The sequence below is a fragment of the Acinetobacter genomosp. 33YU genome (genome assembly GCF_001990725.1).
In the GTDB taxonomy this organism is placed as follows: Bacteria; Pseudomonadota; Gammaproteobacteria; order Pseudomonadales; family Moraxellaceae; genus Acinetobacter; species Acinetobacter seifertii.
The window spans coordinates 166,829-184,534 of the sequence record NZ_LFZQ01000005.1; the positions used below are offsets into that span (position 1 = coordinate 166,829).

A 17,706-nucleotide genomic window follows, 5' to 3' on the forward strand; every position below is an offset into this window, starting at 1 on the left:
ATTCATACAATGCTTGAATTATCTTGCATCATATCAATAGGCTTTCACTATAACATTGAAAATAGACTATATTTGCAATGAAGTGTTATTCAATTTTTATTCAAAATTAGGGTTCACCAGATATCTTGGAGTTTTATCTTCCAATGCTTCTACCAAGTTTTTATAAGCTAAGTTTGCCATTTTTTTGCGAGTTTCAGCTGTAGCAGAACCTACATGAGGCAAGGTAACAACATTTGGTAATTTGAACAGTGCCGAATCTTGCAAAGGCTCTTTTTCATATACATCAAGACCAGCAGCAAAAATAACTTCATTCTGCAAAGCCTCAATAAGCGCCTGCTCATCGACCACTGAACCACGCGCAATATTGACAAAAATAGCGTGCTTTTGCATAAGTTCAAATTGAGCTTTACCCATTAAAGCTTTAGATTCAGTATTTAAATCAACTGCTGTGACTACAAAATCAGACTGTTGTAACAACTCATCCAAACTTAAATATTGAGCATTCAATGGCTCGGCCAATTCAGGCTTTTCTCGTCGATTATGGTAAACAATATTCATGTTAAAACCATAAAAACCACGACGTGCAATTGCAGCACCAATATTACCGAGCCCAATAATTCCTAGCGTCTTACCAAAAACATCTAGTCCAAACTGCCGTGGCCCAACTGTTCTTTTCCATTCACCTTGTTTAGTCCAATGGTCTAGAAATGGTACTTTTCTAGCTGCACTTAATAATAGTGTAAAAGCAAGATCTGCCGTAGTTTCAGTCAAAACATGCGGTGTATTTGATAACCAAATTTTCTTTTGGTTCAAATAAGCAACATCATAATTATCATAACCAACTGTCACAGATGAAATAATTTTTAGTTTTTGTGCAGGAGCAAGATTGCTCTCATTGAGCAAGCGTCCCGCGCCAATCATTCCATCAGCATCTACGACTTCTTTTCTTATCTGTTCATTAATATCACCCAGTTTAGGGTTTAATACGACAACATGATAATCCTGCTGTAACCGTGACAAAATTTCTTCATCAATTTGGCTAAAAACCACAACCTTTTTCATGTATATCCCTACTACTCATTGTTATCTTGCATAAGTTGCCACAGCCTTTTTTTAAGGAGAGGCTTATCTAACATTTCTTTTAAACTAGCTAAATGAATAATATTTGTATGTTGAATATAGGCACATTTCCCTAAACACAAAATCTTTTTTTCTGCCGCTACAGCATCTAAAAAACCTTGAATATATGAACCTACACCGCGTTGATCTTGATAAGCTGCTAACGGAAAAGGCCACCTTAATTCAGCATAATGCCCCACTTTGGCCTTTTGTATATTTGCCCAAAGTTGCTTTTCCTCTTTCTCTAATGCAGTTACATCAACAAAGATTACACACTTTTCAAGACAATAAGCCTGCAACTCAAATGGAGCAATTACCTCTCGCTCAACAACTATAGGTTTTTCTACAACCACTTCAGGCTGTGGAACATCTATAATGGCTATTGAAGGCTCCTCAACCACTTTAGCAACTTCAAGCAGTTCAGGATTAGATGGTACCTGTTCAAATGCAGGAATATCTACAACAATAGGTATATTAATTGGAAGATGAGGCTCAACAACCTGATCACGCCATAAAGTATGAGCATTATTTTTTTGGCACACTTGTGTTCTAGGAATCCACACATCGATTCCTAAAGTTGCCAGTATATTTCTTTGCTGCCCAATCATGTTTAAATCAGTACCTCTAATCTACTCACATTCTAACGGGCTTCTGATTTTTTTTCAGCGTTTTCTTTAAATGATCTCTTTTCAAAACCACATATGTTTCTTAAATAATCATAACGCTATTTTTCTTCTGCATTTGCTCTACAATTTCATCGGACTCAAAACCAAATCGCCAATAGAGCAACTCAAGCACATCCAGTTCATCTTGAGTAATAATTCGGTCACTCCATAAGCACATTTCAGCAATTGCCAAAATGCTTAAACGATCACGGAGTAAAAGCCCAGCAATGTCATTTAAAATTTCAGCCAAGTCCAAAGGCTCATCCGAAATTTCATCATAAATATTCATTTCATCTGGGTTTAGCAATGAACGTAAAATACGTTCACGGACTTCCAACTGGTTTGGACTATTAATTTGCTGCACATGAAGTAGTGCATCAATTAAACGAACTATTTGAGGTTTTACTTCTTCAAATGCCGTAGGTAAATGAAGTGGCATCAGATTCAATTCATACTTGACCCGCTCTAATAACAAGGCATCAAGCAATCCTATTTCGCCATCTTCCTGAATAATAAGTGCCAGTTTTGTCAAAAATTGACGCGCAATACTTGCAGGCATATGGCCAATATTTTTACATGCGTCGTGAAATATCTGAATATGAATACGACCATCCAAATTAAGCAAAGCATCAACAATAGAATGACTTACAGGAGCTTCTTGCGGAATAAATTCTCGATATTGACGAATCATTAAAATTGCAACCATCACCTCACGCGAACCAGTGGCTGTTTGCAATGCACGCTGAATGAGCTCCGGGCGTTTTTTATTACGCCGAATATCATTACTTAAAGGTTTAATCGCATCATTTAATGCAAAACTAATTGGAGAAAGGCGCAACAAAGGCAAAGGCTGTGGTGATGACCACGGAATATAAATTTCTGTTTCAGATTCTTCTAATGAACGAAAAAGACTAAATAACGGTCTATTACGAAGTTTCTTTAAATTTTCTAATTGTAAATCTTGCAATAGAGTTGGATTAAGTTCGTAAATACGCTCACGAATACTTGGGTGAATATTCATCCAACTTTGAGGACTAAGTGAGTTTGCAAAACACATATGTGCAATAGATTCAGAATAAGCACTATGAATTTGCGACCCTGAATGATGAACATAAATACGCAATAAAGTTTGGGTATTCGTACTATTTTTTAGCAACCGCATGGTTTTTTGGTCGTTGCGAAACGTACGACCACTTAATGTTAAATATTTAATAAAACGTGTGATTAATACACCCAAGCTTCCTGCTAGCCAGATTACACCTCCAACAGCTACAAAGACTGTTTCAAATTTATGCTTATAACCAGGACTGTAACGTTTAAAACCCTGTTTGGCGAGCTTGCTGCCCCATTGACTGAAAGTTGTTAAACCACTGTATAAAATTTTTAATTTAGTATTTTCTACAGCTTCACCGGATAAAATCTGGTTAAACTCATGACCCAATAGACCATACAGCTCTAGTTCATCTAGATTCTGTAAAGCTCCCCAAGTCAAAATAATGACAATATCGTTTGAGTGAAAACCTGCAGTTAATGCATTCACTCCTACTTCATCAGGCAAAACATAAAGTGTTGGAATATTCAGAGAAAATGTTTGAGCCAAATGTTCGGTAATTTTTAATGCAGCATGTTCTTCTGGTGTACTCTCACCTTTTACCAAACGGCGCGCTTTAAGCTGTTTAGCAAGAGAATGTCCTCCCTTACGCAAAATATAAAGCTCGGTCACTACAGACCAAACCATAATAAAAAGCAAAAGAGCAACAAAATATGGACTTAAGGCATGCCACCAAATTGGCTGGCTATAATCAAAGAAATGAACAAGTAAACCCAAAATGAGATTTAAAATAAAAATAGTTAAAAGCACAGCGACCAAACACATAGTGATGGACCATGCCATATTCTTATTTTCGATTAAATAGTGGCTTACTTCTTTCAATGTAAATAATCCCAATTACATTGTTAAGTTTCATCATAAAAGAAAAAAGCGGGAAACACCCGCTTTTTTCGGCTATTTCTATTCTTCTTTAATACCCGTCAAATCTACTGACGCTGCATCAATATTGACATCAATATAACCATCTTTTTTCTTTTTCGCAGAGTCATTACGCTTCTGCTCCAAATTATTCAGATAGTCAGCATCGATACCGCCAGTTACATAAATTCCATCAAAAACAGAGCAATCAAACTCAGTCAATGTAGGAACCTTACTTGTACGTACGGCGTTCTTCAAGTCTTCCAAATCTTGGAATACTAAACGGTCAGCACCAATAATTTCTTGGATTTCTTCTACACTACGTTCCGAAGCGATAAGCTCAGTCTTAGCAGGCATATCGATACCATAAACGTTTGGATACATTACCTTTGGTGCTGCTGAAGCAAAGTATACTTTTTTCGCACCTGAGTCACGCGCCATTTGAATAATCTCATTACACGTAGTACCACGTACAATAGAGTCATCCACCAATAAGACGTTCTTACCTTTAAACTCTAACTCAACAGGGTTTAATTTTTGACGTACAGATTTTTTACGCTGTTGTTGGCCCGGCATAATGAAGGTACGACCGATATAACGGTTTTTCATAAAGCCTTCGCGGAACTTCACACCAAGAATATTTGCAAGTTCTAGTGCAGAAGTACGGCTGGTATCTGGAATTGGGATAACCACATCAATATCATGGTCTTCACCCCAGTCACGCAAAATTTTATGCGCTAATTTTTCACCCATTTTTAAACGGGCTTTATAAACTGAAATACCATCAATAATTGCATCTGGACGAGCAAAATAAACATATTCAAAAATACATGGACGGTATTTTGGTTCTGCCGCACATTGTTTAGTGAATAATTGACCTTCTGAATCAATGAAAATTGCTTCACCTGGTGCAATATCACGCTCGATTTTAAAACCAAGTGCAGTAATCGCTACAGACTCTGATGCAATGATATATTCCATCTCACCTTGTTCAGTCTCACGCGAACCATAAATAAGCGGACGAATACCATTTGGATCACGGAAACCAACCAAACCATGACCAGTGATCATAGCTACCACGCCATAAGCACCTTGACAGCGCTCATGCACACGAGAAACTGTATGGAAAATATCTTCAGCTGTAGGGTTTAACGTTCCTTTCTTTTGCAACTCATGCGCAAAAACGTTTAAAAGAACTTCTGAGTCAGAATCAGTGTTCATGTGACGTAAATCTGTTTTAAACAGGTCATCATGAATTTCTTCTGCATTGGTTAAGTTACCATTATGTGCAAGTGTAATCCCATAAGGTGAGTTCACATAAAATGGTTGAGCTTCAGCACTGCTAGCAGAGCCAGCAGTTGGGTAGCGTACATGGCCAATACCATAATTACCAAGTAATGCTCTCATATGACGAGTATGAAAGACATCACGCACCATACCGTTATCCTTACGAAGGAAAAGACGGCCTTCATGGCAGGTTACTATTCCAGCTGCATCTTGCCCACGATGCTGCAACATCGTTAATGCATCAAACAACATTTGGTTCACTGGCGATTTACCGGCTATACCAACAACTCCACACATAGCAACCTCGCAGACAAGCTAGGAATTAATAAAAAGGATTCTTTGTTGAATGGTCGGATCGGGTTTCTGATTCATCCGATTCGTCCATTGTTTTTGAAGGGGTGCTTGATGCACTACCTCCAGATGTTATCTGATGATACGCCTCACTTGCTGCATCTTTAGACAATTCTGTTGCTAAAGGCGCATAAGGCAATAAAAACTGTATAAGTATGGACTGTTTCCAGTTTGCTGAACTTTCAACCCAAGGCCCTACGCCTTGCATGGTCACAAGAACAACTAGTAAACCTTTTAAGGAACCAAAAGCACCACCTGCTAAACGATTTAATGGCCCCAATTTCAAACTTTTCAAGAGGCCATTTAAAATTGCAGTGACGATCCAAGTTAAAACAATAATAATGAGTGCAATAAATGCAAAAGCCGCAATCTTTTGAACCACCGGATCCTGACTTAAACCCGACATTGACGGAGCTAGAAGAACAGCATATTTTGCACCCATAATTAATGCAAAAATCCATCCTACCAAGTTCGCAAAGGCTTTTATAAATCCTTGTCGCAAACCGTTTAGCCCCCCAATGAGCAAAAGTATTAGAATGATGATATCAATAGTGTTCATGTTCAATTAGGTCATAGCTTCAACACATTGCTTTACAAGTGTTGGTCCCGTATAGATTAGACCACTATAAATTTGAACAAGTGTTGCTCCAGCTTGTTGTTTCGCTAAAGCCTGCTCACCAGACAATATACCACCCACACCAATCAAAGGAATTTGTCCTTTTAATGATTGAGCAAATAAACGCAAACATTCTGTACTTTTCTCAAATACAGGAGCGCCTGACAAGCCACCTGACTCATTACCGTAAGGCAGGTTTTCAACCCCTTCTCTCGATAAAGTCGTATTAGTCACAATAAGACCATCAATTTTAAAATCAAGTAATTGTGCAGAGATAAATTCAACATCTTCAGCCGTAAGGTCAGGAGCGACTTTTAAAACCAAAGGAACATAATGATTATATTGCTCAGCCAACTCAAGTTGACGTGCTTTTAGTGTTTGCAACAATTCAGTTAACGCATCACCACTTTGTAAACTACGCAAGTTTTTAGTATTTGGAGATGAAATATTAACTGTAATATATGACGCGTAGTTATAAACTTTCTCAAGACAAATTAAGTAATCATCAACCGCCTTTTCAACAGGCGTATCGGCATTTTTACCAATATTGATACCTAAAATACCTCTAAACTTTGAAGCTTTAACATTTTCAATAAGCTTATCAACACCATCATTATTAAAACCCATACGGTTAATAATGGCTTTAGCTTCAGGAATACGGAATAAACGTGGTTTTGGATTACCTGATTGTGGGCGAGGTGTAATTGTACCAATTTCAATAAAACCGAAACCTAATCCGGCTAAGGCATCGATATGAGCACCATTTTTATCTAGCCCCGCAGCCAAACCTACAGGATTAGGGAACTCGATTCCCATACATTTGGTCGGCTTTGCTTGTACAGCCTGACGCATCATGCCTAGCTTATGTGCTTTATCAAGCATGGATAATGTTAATTCATGGGCACGCTCTGGTGCTAAACTAAACAACATCGGGCGAGCAAGTGAATATAACATACCAATCACAATCTACTGATTTTAGGTACGCATATTATAGGCACAGGTAGCACAAAAAACCATGCTTGACATAAGCATATTTTGATATGTTATTGAACTGTCGCTGTTAATTTAATCTGACCTTCACTGGAAACCATTTCCATCTTCTGAATACTAAGACCCATCTGTGCAAGTTGTGTTAAAAAGTTAGCTAAAATTGCATAATTTTGATGTGTTACAATAATTTGTAACTGCTCTCCATTTTGCTGAGAAGTCACAGTTAAGCCTTGTTGTTGAGCGACTCTTTGGATTTTTCCAGACTTATCAAGCTCAAGCTCATTTGCAGGCTTCATAGTAACAGCATTACTTTGCATCCACACCATCAGATCTTTTAAATCATTTAAGCGCTTTTGCTGTTGCTCTGCCAAAGAATGCATTTTCCAAAGCGAAGAGCCAATGATCGCCACCACCACAAAAATTGTAGTAAAGATGACCATAATACGTTCACGGACCGTTAAACGATCCAAATATTGAACAACTTGTTCAATCCACTGATCAAAGCGATTTTGCAATTGAGCTAACATTTTCATTATTGTATTTTCACCACCCCAATTGCACCACTACCATTTGCTTGGACGTTACCGAGCTCAGCCTTAAATCCTTGCTGATTCAATTGTTGTGTCAAAGCTTGTAAATCATCTGCCGATTTTGCTTTTAATGCCATTGTTAGGATTGAAGCATCATAATTAAGTTGCTGAGCCAAAATCTGTCTTTGCATTAAAATAGGCCCAACACGACTTAACAAAGAAAGCGCTTGAGTATCACCCTGCTGGCTCATTCTTAAATGGCTTTCAAATTGACCTTTAATATTTTGTTCGGTTACGCGACTAGATGGCCCAAACCAGTATTTATATTGTTCAATTGTTTGGTCAGAGGTTTGGTTCGCCACTTTTTTCAATTTAACCCAACGCAATAAATCATAGCTAAATTGCACCACAATAATTGCTAAAACAATAGCAGCACAAGCTTTCCAATAGTTAGAAAAAGTACGCTCTTGGCCTTTTGACTTTGGTAAAACATTAAAAGGATGTTGCTTAGTTTTATCTAAAGGCTGGAATTGATAAATAAACTCAGAACGTTCATCAGCACTTGAAGCCGCCACTAAACTTTCGAGCTGCTCTACGGTTAAACCGCTATATTGATAATGCGTTTCGGCTGCCTGAAATTCTAAAAAAAGCCCCAAATCATCAACTGAATTGCCCAACCACTTATTTTCACGTACCAAGAGCTGATGATCAATATTACACAGAATAACTTGCTGAGCTTGTGGTTCAGGTAAAATCAGAAAATCTGGTAGTAAGGCCGCAAGTTTAGTTGGTAACAATGCTAAAGAATGTTGCCATGTCTCAACCATCCCCTGAGCAACACCCAATATAGTTAACTGATCGCCATGAAAATGATGAACCACTTTCATATGATCAATCGGCAAAGTCACAAACTCTTCAAGTAGATATTTAACCCCATCAGCCCCAAGCTGTTTATAGTGGGACTTTGCCATAGTTTGCTGAAGCATTTGAGCATGACGACTCGGAAAAAAGACTGTAGCTTCTTTTCCTTGGTGTATTTGCAAGTCTTGTATTAATTGATCGAGACTTGTAGCCTGCAACCAGTTCTCTCCGTTAGACCAATGCCATGTTCCATTGGTTTCAGGCATCCTTATATACAGCATGTCGGCTAAATAACCTTTTTAATTATATTGTGGGTATAAAACTATTCTTTTGTGTTGATAAACCATTTGCAATAACAGCTTGATCATAAATTCTAGCTTCGGCAAGAGCAAATGGATTGAAGTTCTCATGAGTAAGTAACTCTGCGATATGACCGACAACATTCATATGGCAAACCACCACAATCGACTCATAAGGAATTTGAGACAACCACTCAACCGCTTCTCTTGCATCATCATCTGGCTTAATTTTATCGCATAACAATACAGGCACATCTTTAAAATATGTCTGGATATGCGCTAATGTTTCTTGAGCACGCAGTAAAGGGCTTACAACAAAAATATCTGGCTTAACAATATCTTTTAAAAATGTTGCTGTTTGCTCAGCCTGTGCATGTCCACGCGCAGTAAGTGGACGTTTAATATCATTACCATTTACTGGCGGAGCAGCTTCCCCATGACGAACTAATGTCAGTTGCATAAAATTTCCTTGTTAATAATTCCTGCATTATAACCACAATTTATGACATTTATTCGTCAGACTTCATGATGAGGTAAAACAAACTCAACATCACTACGGTGCCCATTTTTCATAAGTGAAAGCGCAATATTTAATGGTGGAGCACCCTCAAAAATTACTTCATATAAGGCATTGGTGATTGGCATATACACATCCAGTTCTTCTGCTTTACCACGCACTTGAACAATTGTATTAATACCTTCTGCAGTTTGACCCAACTCTTTACTTGCCTGATCAAGTGTCTTACCAGAACCTAATGCATAACCGATTTGATAATTACGACTCAATGGACTATTACAAGTCGCAAATAAGTCACCAACACCAGATAAACCTAAGAACGTAAGTGGATTTGCACCCTGCTTTACCGCAAAACGGCTCATTTCAGCCAAAGCACGCGTTAAGATCATACTCTTGGTATTTTCACCAATTTTATATGCTGCCCCAATTCCCATCGCGACTGCATAAATATTCTTAAGCGCACCGCCTAATTCAACGCCATGCACATCATCACTACCAAAAACACGGAATAACGCACTATGCAGTGCATGTTGTACAGCATAACGAACAAGTTCCGAATCACTTGCAATCACCGTACCAGATGGCATACCTGCCATAATTTCTTTGGCAAGGTTTGGACCCGATAATACACCGTATGGAACTTCTGGTAATTCTTCACGAATAATATCGCTCATGAAACTAAACGTTTTAGCTTCAACACCTTTGGTTAAAGACACGACTGCTTGCGCAGTAATATAAGGCGCGATTTGTTTTAAAACATCGCGGAAAGAATGACTAGGAATTGCGACCAAAATAATATCTCGATCACATACAGCTTGTTCCAAATCCGAAACAGCGCGCAATGAAGATTCTAAAGTGAAGTCTGGCAAATAACGCTTATTAATATGAGTTTTATTAATTTCTTCTGCTGTTTCGGAATCACGAATCCAAATCATGGTATCGCAGCCATTACGAGCAGCCAAATTAGCCATGGCCGTACCAAAGCTACCACCGCCTAAAACAGTAATGCGTAATGCCGTTTTTTTATCGACCGCAACAGGTTCCACCAAATCTGTAAACTTAAATTCAGCCATGCTTTATTATCCTATTTCTTACTTTTACAGACGTTTAAGCCTGCCAAACTTTTACGAATTCTTTACTTTCAATATCTGCACGTGGTGCAATTGCTTTAGCTGCTGTGCCAACGTAAATAATACCTGATATTAAATCATGGGGTTGCAAACCTAAATGCTGTTTTAACCAATTTGATTCGACAACAGCACCACTACGCCACATGGTTGAAAACCCTTGAACTTGCAAAGATAACAAAAGATTTTGTACTGCCGCACCTGTACTTAAGATTTGCTCAAAATGTGGCACTTTGGGATGATCTTGCAACTGAGTAAGCGCTAAAATAAGTAGCGGAGCGCGAAAAGGATGTTGCTTAACGCGTTCAAGTTGAGCAGGATCAGTTTCACCTAAATCTGCTAAAGCTTTTGCTAGAACCTCACCAAAAGCTCCACGTTGTTCGCCAGAAACAATTACAAAACGTGTTGGCTTAAGTCTATGATGATCTGGAGCTGTTAAAGCAGCCTGAAAAGCCAACTCTAATTGATCTGAGTTTGGAGCGGGTTCAATTAATTGGCCAATAGACTGACGCTGATGAATATTTTGGTGAATTATTTGTATTGCTGAATCCGTCATTAATATTGATCTAACTCAAAAATTCGAAATAGATTAGCATAATCTACCGTTAATCCACCATGGAATCTAGCTTATAAACATAGCGAACTCATAGTTTGACATTTTTTAATACAAAACTTCAAAACTCATACAACGTCTTCAAAATCAATTAGAAAACTTATGTTCAAATAGCCCTATCTTTTGGCGGTTAACTTAGGTGAATCATGAAAAAAATAATTTTAGCGAGTGCAATGAGTAGCGTTATTTTATTACTAGGTGCTTGTGCAACTACTCCTAAAAACACTTTAGCAATTCAAAAAGAAAATAATCAGTTTGAAGTAACTGGTATTGGTAAAACTAATTTAATTGCAAAAAACAATGCAGTGACTGCCGCACAAAAAACCTGCTCTAAGAGCACAACCCCAGTTATTGTTGATGAAAAAACTACTTATCACGGTGTATTAAAAGATGTAGTCAGTGAAAAAACTGGTCAAATGGTAGAAGCTGCTGCAGGTGTCATTGGTAGTTTAACTGGTAAAAATGCATCTTTAGCAAAAGATGATGATTACCAAACCACTCTTACTTTTTACTGTAAAATTAATTAAGTGAAAAAAATCCCAATCAACTGATTGGGATTTTTTTATTAGCAATACCCATCTAATCGTGTGAGCGGTAGTTTTTTACCAATTGCTTTTTCAATTTCTGGTAAATAGAAAGCATCATCTTCAGACAAGAAACTAATACTTACACCTTGCGCCCCTGCACGACCAGTACGACCAATACGGTGTACATAATCATCGGACTGTTCAGGCAAAGTAAAGTTGATTACATGCGATACGCCATCCACATGAATACCACGACCAGCAACATCGGTTGCAATCATGATGTTGTGTTTACCTTGCTTAAACTGCTCTAACATTTTCATACGTTTGTCTTGAGCAATTTCACCCGAGAGCATTCCCACTTTATATCCATCTTTTTTCAAATGGTCATATAGGCGGCGCACTTGATCACGGCGATTTGCAAAGATCATGACCTTATCAATCGGTTCTTCACGCAAAATATCTTGTAAAAGACGATATTTATCTTGTTTAGCTACAACATAAACACGTTGTTCGACATCGTTATTGGTCTTTTGTTCAGGTTCAATTTCAACTGTTACAGGTTCAAATAACCACTGTCTTGCCAAATTTAAGACATCGTAGCTAAATGTCGCTGAAAACATGAGGGTTTGTCGTTGTTCCTTACGCGGTGAATAACGAACAATACGCTTTACCGAAGGAATAAAACCCATATCTAATAAACGGTCAGCTTCATCAATCACTAAAAATTCAATTTGATCGAGCCAGACTTCTTTTTGTTCTACGAAATCAATTAAACGGCCAGGTGTAGCAACAATGATATCAACAAAATTAGCATCAAGTTGCTTCTTCTGCTTATCAAAATCGACACCACCCAATAGGGTTACGACATGTAAATTAGAGAATTTTGTGAGAAATTTCGCATCACTTTCAATTTGCAATGCCAACTCACGAGTAGGTGCCAAGATTAAAGCACGAGGCTCGCCACGGAAACGTTGCTCTTTAATTGGATTATTGAGTAAATCATTGATTACACTAATCAGAAAGGCAGCTGTCTTACCTGTTCCTGTTTGTGCTCGCCCAATTGCATCATGCCCGGCTAATGTATATTTTAAAACCTTTTGCTGAATTGGGGTCATTTGAGTAAACCCTAAAGCATCAATCGCCTTTTTAAGTTGCGGATGTAAATTCAAGGTTTCAAAACCAGATGTCATAAATACGTGCTCTAACAAACAATCTCTCGAATGAGAAGATCATTATAAACAAAAACGCTCCAATTCAAAAATTGGAGCGTCCATGATTCATCAAAAAGATGAATTTAGTCTTAGTCTAAAGGCTGAACGTTTTCAGCTTGAAAACCTTTTTGACCTTGTACAACGCTAAACTCTACGCGTTGACCGTCACGTAGAGAACGGTGACCGTCACCTACGATTGCACGGAAGTGAACGAATACATCGTCGCCGCCGTTACGTTGAATAAAACCAAAGCCTTTAGTGTCATTAAACCACTTTACTACGCCTTGTTCACGAGCTGTCATAAGTCAATCCTCAGATGATGAAAAAAGGACCTTCCGGTGTTGCAAACAGCAGAGTAAACAAGGATTTAAAATTTTTATAATCTTAAAGCTTGTAATCATTCTGTAAAACTATCAACAATTTCCGGTTACATCCATTTGTTATAGGTTATTAAAACAATTTAACTGTGTGGTAATCCCTAAAACGGTTCGAGCTTAACACGGGTTTATGACAATTAATAGAATTTTTTTCAAATATTTCCCCTATTTTTTAGCTCTTTTTTTAAACACCTTATGACTAGAATTTTTATAAGAATCCGTGACCTCATAATTTTATAAAACAGCTAGAGTTCATAAAAAAATTTGTTAGAATATTTTTTTTAGTTGTTTTTATGATGAATGAGCACTACCTCTTCTGCTATTACCCCCATTGAAATTAATGCGCTTGGTCAACCATGTCCAATGCCCTTATTAATGTTAAAACGTGAGCTTAAAAAAGTATCTGGAAAGCAACTGTTTTTATTAAAGTCATCTGACCCACATAGTGAAATTGATGTAACCCGTTACTGCAATTTACATCATTTTATGTGTCAAACCATGCAGATTTCGGAAAGAGAATTTCACTATTTAATTGAAACTCAATGATTCTTTGATAAAATAAAAGATTAGAAACTGCATAAAATTTTACATTTTTCTACCCAATTTTCCTTAATTATGAAGACAATTCAAATTAAGATGAATTTATTGGTTAATCCATCCTATCCTATAAGGAGAACTCATGAGTGACAGCAGCAATCAATTGATGCCCCTGTCATTGTCTGCGCCCGGTGTAAACCTTGGTGCATATATCAGTACTGTCAATCAGATTCCTATTTTAACGGCCGAGCAAGAAAAAGAACTTGCTGAACGTTATTATTATGACCAAGATCTTGATGCCGCAAAAATGCTGGTAATGTCGCATTTACGTTTTGTCGTTCATATTGCGCGCAGCTATGCAGGTTATGGCCTACCACAAGGCGACCTTATTCAAGAAGGTAACTTAGGCTTAATGAAAGCCGTAAAACGTTTCGACCCAAATATGGGCGTACGTCTTGTCTCTTTTGCCGTCCACTGGATTAAGGCAGAAATTCACGAATACGTTATTCGCAACTGGCGTATTGTCAAAATTGCAACGACAAAAGCTCAACGTAAATTATTTTTCAATTTACGTAGCCTAAAAAAATCGAGTAAAAAATTAACGCTCGAAGAAGCTCAATCGATTGCTAATGACTTAAATGTAACTCCAGAACAAGTTCTGGAAATGGAAGGTCGTTTAACTGCTTATGATGCTGCCTTTGAGGCACAAGGCGATGACGACGATGACACACCACACACAGCGCCTGCGTTGTATCTTGAAGATAACCGCTACGACCCTGCTCGTTTAGTTGAAAATGAAGACTGGGAAGAACAAAGCACATCTGCTTTACATGATGCCATGGATCAGTTAGATGATCGTTCGCGTAATATTTTGCAGCGTCGTTGGTTAGATGATGATAAATCTACCCTACACGAGCTTGCTGCTGAATATAATGTTTCTGCGGAACGTATTCGTCAGCTTGAAAAAAATGCGATGGAAAAAATTAAAGTCGCAATGTCAGCAAGCTAAATTAAATGAAAAAAATAAAAGGGCGATAAGCCCTTTTGTTTTATCTGGCTATGTTTAGCCAACCTATTCTATGGTAACGTTGCCTTTCATTATTCAGTAGCGTTTTTTGTTATGTGGATTGCCATTTCAGCCCTTAATCTTGCTTTTGCAGTCATGTTGGGTGCTTTTGGAGCACATGGTCTTAAAGCTCACGCGGGTCCTGAGCAACTTGCTTGGTGGCAGACTGCAACCGATTACTTTTTTTATCATGCTTTAGGCCTACTAGCACTTGGTATTTTAAGTAAGGCTCTTCCTCTCTTTCCAATCAAGTTATCTTTCTTGCTTATTCAAATTGGTATTCTATTTTTCTGTGGTTCGCTTTATATCATGGCACTAGGTTTACCACGAATATTAGGCGCAATTACACCAATCGGTGGAGCCTTAATGATTGCTGGATGGCTGATCTTGGCTTGGAATGCTTTCAAATACGCTAAATAATCGGAATGTGATCATGCAAATTTATTTAAATGGCGAATTAACGGACACGCCTAGCCAAAACCTGTTGCAACTCATTCAGGAACTGGCACTTGAAGGAAAACGTTTTGCTGTTGAACACAATCAGCAAATCGTTTCTAAAAGCAAATTAGAGCAAATTACGATTGCTCAACATGACCGTATCGAAATTATTCACGCTGTTGGCGGCGGCTAAGTCGGAGTTATCCATGCAAGACACCCCTCTCATTATTGGTTCACGTTCTTTTCAATCTCGTTTATTGGTAGGAACTGGCAAATATAAAGACTTAAATGAAACGGATTTAGCTATTCAAGCCAGTGGTGCAGAAATTGTAACTGTCGCAATTCGTCGTGTGAATATTGGACAAAATCCAGATCAACCGAATTTACTTTCAGTCATTCCACCAGAAAAATATACAATTTTGCCAAATACCGCAGGTTGTTTTGATGCTGATAGCGCAGTACGCACATGTATGTTAGCGCGTGAACTTCTAGACGGTCACAACTTGGTAAAACTCGAAGTTTTAGGTGATGAAAAAACCTTATATCCAAATGTAACCGAGACTTTAAAAGCCGCTCGTACTTTGATTGATGACGGTTTTGAGATTATGGTCTACACGTCTGATGACCCAATCATTGCTCAAGAACTTGAAAGTATGGGCTGTGTTGCGATTATGCCATTAGGCAGTCTGATTGGTTCAGGTTTAGGTATCTTAAATCCGCACACTATTTCAATTATTAAAGAAAATGCGAAAGTACCCGTGCTAGTCGATGCAGGCGTTGGTACAGCAAGTGATGCCGCTATTGCAATGGAACTCGGTTGTGACGGCGTGCTCATGAATACTGCAATTGCAGCTGCCCAAAATCCTATTTTGATGGCTTCTGCAATGAAAAAAGCTGTTGAAGCAGGACGTGAAGCATTTTTAGCGGGACGTATGCCACGTAAACGCATGGCAAATGCAAGCTCACCAGAAACAGGTTATTTCTTTAAATAATCTATTTCTATGGAATCACTGCTTTCTCAGTGGTTCCTTTACTTTTAGAGATTTTTTTAAATTTTCCACCGAGCCCCTAAGAAAAATTTACTCAATTTTATGATTAGCTATTTAAAATTTATCTATTAATTATACATCTAGGCTGAAGATGGCCTGTCTTTAAACCAAGTTTAGGAGCATTATATAAATTTAATAAAAACTGAATATTGATTAATCTTTCATCTAAGCCCGCTTGCAACATATCCTCTGCCAGTCTATTGATTGAAAGATAATTAGATCGATCTAAAAATTGTTCAGTAGTCAATTTTTTATTTTTAGCAAAATCTTTAATATTAGTTCTAGCTTTTTCCATTACATCAGGAAAATCAGCCCTATCACAAACCTCCTCAATTTTTGTAATTTTAGGATGGTATCTCTTATCTTCACCTTTGGAGTAATCTACAACACGTTCATAATTATCATTATTACTATACTCACTCATAGCCAAAAGTGATGCGCATTTATTATAAACCCCATCAAGATATTCCTCCGAATTCTTAAGGTGACCAGAGAATACACCTTTTCTAATAACTGAGCTTTGTTCAACTAGAAACTGATAATTAAAAGGTAAAGGAATATCTTGTTCAACAATAGTTTTTATTGCATTCACTGCTTCAAAATGTGCATTTTCATCAGCTTTTTTCAATGATTGTTGACCATTGTAAGCTCTTCGATAATGGCTTGCAGTATTTTGGGCAAAATCCCGTAAAGCTCTACATTGAGGGTTATTATATTTTTGCACATGTAACGCACCCAACTCTTGAAAACGCGCCATATCATGACTTGGCTCTGCATGAGCAAAAGGAGACAGAAGTATAAATATATATAAATTTATTTTTTTCATAGCTTTAATGTATATTAATCAACCACCCCATTATAAAGATAAGCAATTAAAAAACTAGCATATTATTATAATCGACAAATCTAAATTCTTATATTTAGCTTAGGCTAAACCTAATGTGCTCTTTAAATTTTGCTTGGCATTTAGCTCAAAATTTTTTTGGAAATATGCAGTTTGATAAAGTGGCTCAGACTGATAAAAATGCATTAAAACTTCTTTTCTTTTGATTGAATATACTTCTGGTTCAACCCACGCATACTCCTGCTGAATTTGCTGTTCATATTGTATGAAACGTTCAGGTGGTGCTGCCAAAATAGCTAAATCGATGTCCAACAAAAATTGCAAATCTGTTTCATCGGTTAATGCATGCTTTTGAGTCGCAAGAATCCAGCGCTTTATTTTCGCTAGAGTATCGGGCAATAAATCTTGAGCCATCAATTGTTCAAATAACTCAGCACTTTTAAGCTCATTATCTGGTGCTTGAGGGTTATAGATCGCATCATGAAACCAAAGAGCCAATGCGACAGCAGAAGGATCATTTAATTCGGACTGAATCGATAGGTGCAAACTCAAACATTCATATAAATGCTGCACGCTATGGTAGGCTCGCTGCTTTTCACCATAAGCCGCAATGAGTTCATCCAAGATTTTTTGAGGCTCAGAAAAGTGATAGTGCTGATGCAGCTCAAACCAAACATGTTCTAGTTTTGATAAATAAAGCTGCATCATCATAT

Annotated in this window: 21 protein-coding genes; 6 read left to right on the plus strand and 15 right to left on the minus strand. The window is 37.7% G+C overall.

The genetic code is table 11. The features are described 5' to 3' along the window. Positions 1–96 precede the first annotated feature (96 nt). The 11 genes from AC056_RS05485 to AC056_RS05535 form a co-directional block, all read right to left on the minus strand. Complete coding sequence (locus AC056_RS05485; protein WP_077162963.1) at positions 97–1,062, minus strand: 2-hydroxyacid dehydrogenase; 966 nt, start codon at positions 1,060–1,062, stop codon at positions 97–99. Positions 1,063–1,073: 11 nt separating this feature from the next. Continuing rightward, a complete protein-coding gene (locus tag AC056_RS05490; RefSeq protein ID WP_077162964.1) occupies positions 1,074–1,727 on the minus strand; it encodes a hypothetical protein in 654 nt (217 codons plus the stop codon). Between the two features lie 100 nt (positions 1,728–1,827). Next, complete coding sequence (locus AC056_RS05495; protein ID WP_039254776.1) at positions 1,828–3,717, minus strand: M48 family metalloprotease; 1,890 nt, start codon at positions 3,715–3,717, stop codon at positions 1,828–1,830. A gap of 78 nt (positions 3,718–3,795) precedes the next feature. Then, positions 3,796–5,337 carry an amidophosphoribosyltransferase gene (purF, locus tag AC056_RS05500; RefSeq protein ID WP_019457102.1) on the minus strand — a complete coding sequence of 514 codons (1,542 nt, stop codon included), beginning with the start codon at positions 5,335–5,337 and terminating at the stop codon, positions 3,796–3,798. Positions 5,338–5,362: 25 nt separating this feature from the next. Then, positions 5,363–5,950, minus strand: coding sequence for a CvpA family protein (locus AC056_RS05505; RefSeq protein ID WP_004700582.1), 588 nt, complete (start codon positions 5,948–5,950; stop codon positions 5,363–5,365). Between the two features lie 6 nt (positions 5,951–5,956). Beyond that, complete coding sequence (locus tag AC056_RS05510) at positions 5,957–6,961, minus strand: quinone-dependent dihydroorotate dehydrogenase (RefSeq protein ID WP_019457103.1); 1,005 nt, start codon at positions 6,959–6,961, stop codon at positions 5,957–5,959. A gap of 89 nt (positions 6,962–7,050) precedes the next feature. After that, entirely contained in the window at positions 7,051–7,530 is a 480-nt protein-coding gene (gene gspM, locus AC056_RS05515) for a type II secretion system protein GspM (protein ID WP_077162965.1), read from the minus strand. After that, positions 7,530–8,669: a type II secretion system protein GspL gene (gene gspL / locus AC056_RS05520; protein WP_077162966.1), complete on the minus strand. Its 1,140-nt coding sequence runs from the start codon at positions 8,667–8,669 to the stop codon at positions 7,530–7,532. The genes gspM and gspL overlap by 1 nt, the downstream gene beginning before the upstream one ends. Positions 8,670–8,691: 22 nt before the next feature. Next, a complete protein-coding gene (locus AC056_RS05525) occupies positions 8,692–9,147 on the minus strand; it encodes a SixA phosphatase family protein (RefSeq protein WP_039254772.1) in 456 nt (151 codons plus the stop codon). Positions 9,148–9,203: 56 nt separating this feature from the next. Further along, positions 9,204–10,277, minus strand: coding sequence for an NAD(P)H-dependent glycerol-3-phosphate dehydrogenase (locus tag AC056_RS05530; RefSeq protein WP_077162967.1), 1,074 nt, complete (start codon positions 10,275–10,277; stop codon positions 9,204–9,206). Between the two features lie 34 nt (positions 10,278–10,311). Continuing rightward, positions 10,312–10,887 (minus strand): nitroreductase, encoded by a 576-nt coding sequence (locus AC056_RS05535; RefSeq protein ID WP_004700574.1) that lies wholly within the window; start codon positions 10,885–10,887, stop codon positions 10,312–10,314. A gap of 203 nt (positions 10,888–11,090) precedes the next feature. On the opposite strand from AC056_RS05535, the gene AC056_RS05540 reads away from it, so the two are divergent. Next, on the plus strand, positions 11,091–11,471 hold the full coding sequence (locus AC056_RS05540) for a hypothetical protein (RefSeq protein ID WP_019457108.1): 381 nt from the start codon (positions 11,091–11,093) through the stop codon (positions 11,469–11,471). Positions 11,472–11,509: 38 nt separating this feature from the next. On the opposite strand, the gene rhlB is transcribed toward AC056_RS05540, so the two are convergent. Together rhlB and AC056_RS05550 are read right to left on the minus strand one after the other, a co-directional pair. After that, positions 11,510–12,661 (minus strand): ATP-dependent RNA helicase RhlB, encoded by a 1,152-nt coding sequence (rhlB, locus tag AC056_RS05545; protein WP_004700570.1) that lies wholly within the window; start codon positions 12,659–12,661, stop codon positions 11,510–11,512. Positions 12,662–12,771: 110 nt separating this feature from the next. Further along, positions 12,772–12,984: a cold-shock protein gene (locus AC056_RS05550; RefSeq protein ID WP_000126912.1), complete on the minus strand. Its 213-nt coding sequence runs from the start codon at positions 12,982–12,984 to the stop codon at positions 12,772–12,774. Between the two features lie 375 nt (positions 12,985–13,359). Here AC056_RS05550 and AC056_RS05555 point away from each other — a divergent pair, with 375 nt between their 5' ends. The 5 genes from AC056_RS05555 (at position 13,360) to AC056_RS05575 (ending at position 16,092) form a co-directional block, all read left to right on the plus strand. Then, complete coding sequence (locus tag AC056_RS05555) at positions 13,360–13,605, plus strand: sulfurtransferase TusA family protein (protein WP_039254768.1); 246 nt, start codon at positions 13,360–13,362, stop codon at positions 13,603–13,605. 133 nt (positions 13,606–13,738) lie between these two features. Further along, positions 13,739–14,605 (plus strand): RNA polymerase sigma factor RpoH, encoded by an 867-nt coding sequence (rpoH, locus tag AC056_RS05560; protein ID WP_002049311.1) that lies wholly within the window; start codon positions 13,739–13,741, stop codon positions 14,603–14,605. Between the two features lie 111 nt (positions 14,606–14,716). Beyond that, positions 14,717–15,082 carry a DUF423 domain-containing protein gene (locus AC056_RS05565; RefSeq protein WP_077162969.1) on the plus strand — a complete coding sequence of 122 codons (366 nt, stop codon included), beginning with the start codon at positions 14,717–14,719 and terminating at the stop codon, positions 15,080–15,082. Positions 15,083–15,095: 13 nt separating this feature from the next. Next, the gene (gene thiS / locus AC056_RS05570) at positions 15,096–15,293 is read left to right on the plus strand and encodes a sulfur carrier protein ThiS (protein WP_004700562.1); all 198 of its coding nucleotides are present in this window, start codon (positions 15,096–15,098) and stop codon (positions 15,291–15,293) included. A 13-nt stretch (positions 15,294–15,306) separates the two neighbouring features. Continuing rightward, positions 15,307–16,092 (plus strand): thiazole synthase, encoded by a 786-nt coding sequence (locus AC056_RS05575; protein ID WP_001154366.1) that lies wholly within the window; start codon positions 15,307–15,309, stop codon positions 16,090–16,092. Positions 16,093–16,210: 118 nt separating this feature from the next. Here the strand turns inward: AC056_RS05575 and AC056_RS05580 are convergent, their stop codons facing one another. Both AC056_RS05580 and AC056_RS05585 read right to left on the minus strand, forming a co-directional pair. Further along, positions 16,211–16,975 carry a hypothetical protein gene (locus AC056_RS05580; protein ID WP_077162970.1) on the minus strand — a complete coding sequence of 255 codons (765 nt, stop codon included), beginning with the start codon at positions 16,973–16,975 and terminating at the stop codon, positions 16,211–16,213. Positions 16,976–17,074: 99 nt separating this feature from the next. Then, positions 17,075–17,704 carry a metal-dependent hydrolase gene (locus AC056_RS05585; RefSeq protein ID WP_077162971.1) on the minus strand — a complete coding sequence of 210 codons (630 nt, stop codon included), beginning with the start codon at positions 17,702–17,704 and terminating at the stop codon, positions 17,075–17,077. Positions 17,705–17,706 lie beyond the last annotated feature (2 nt).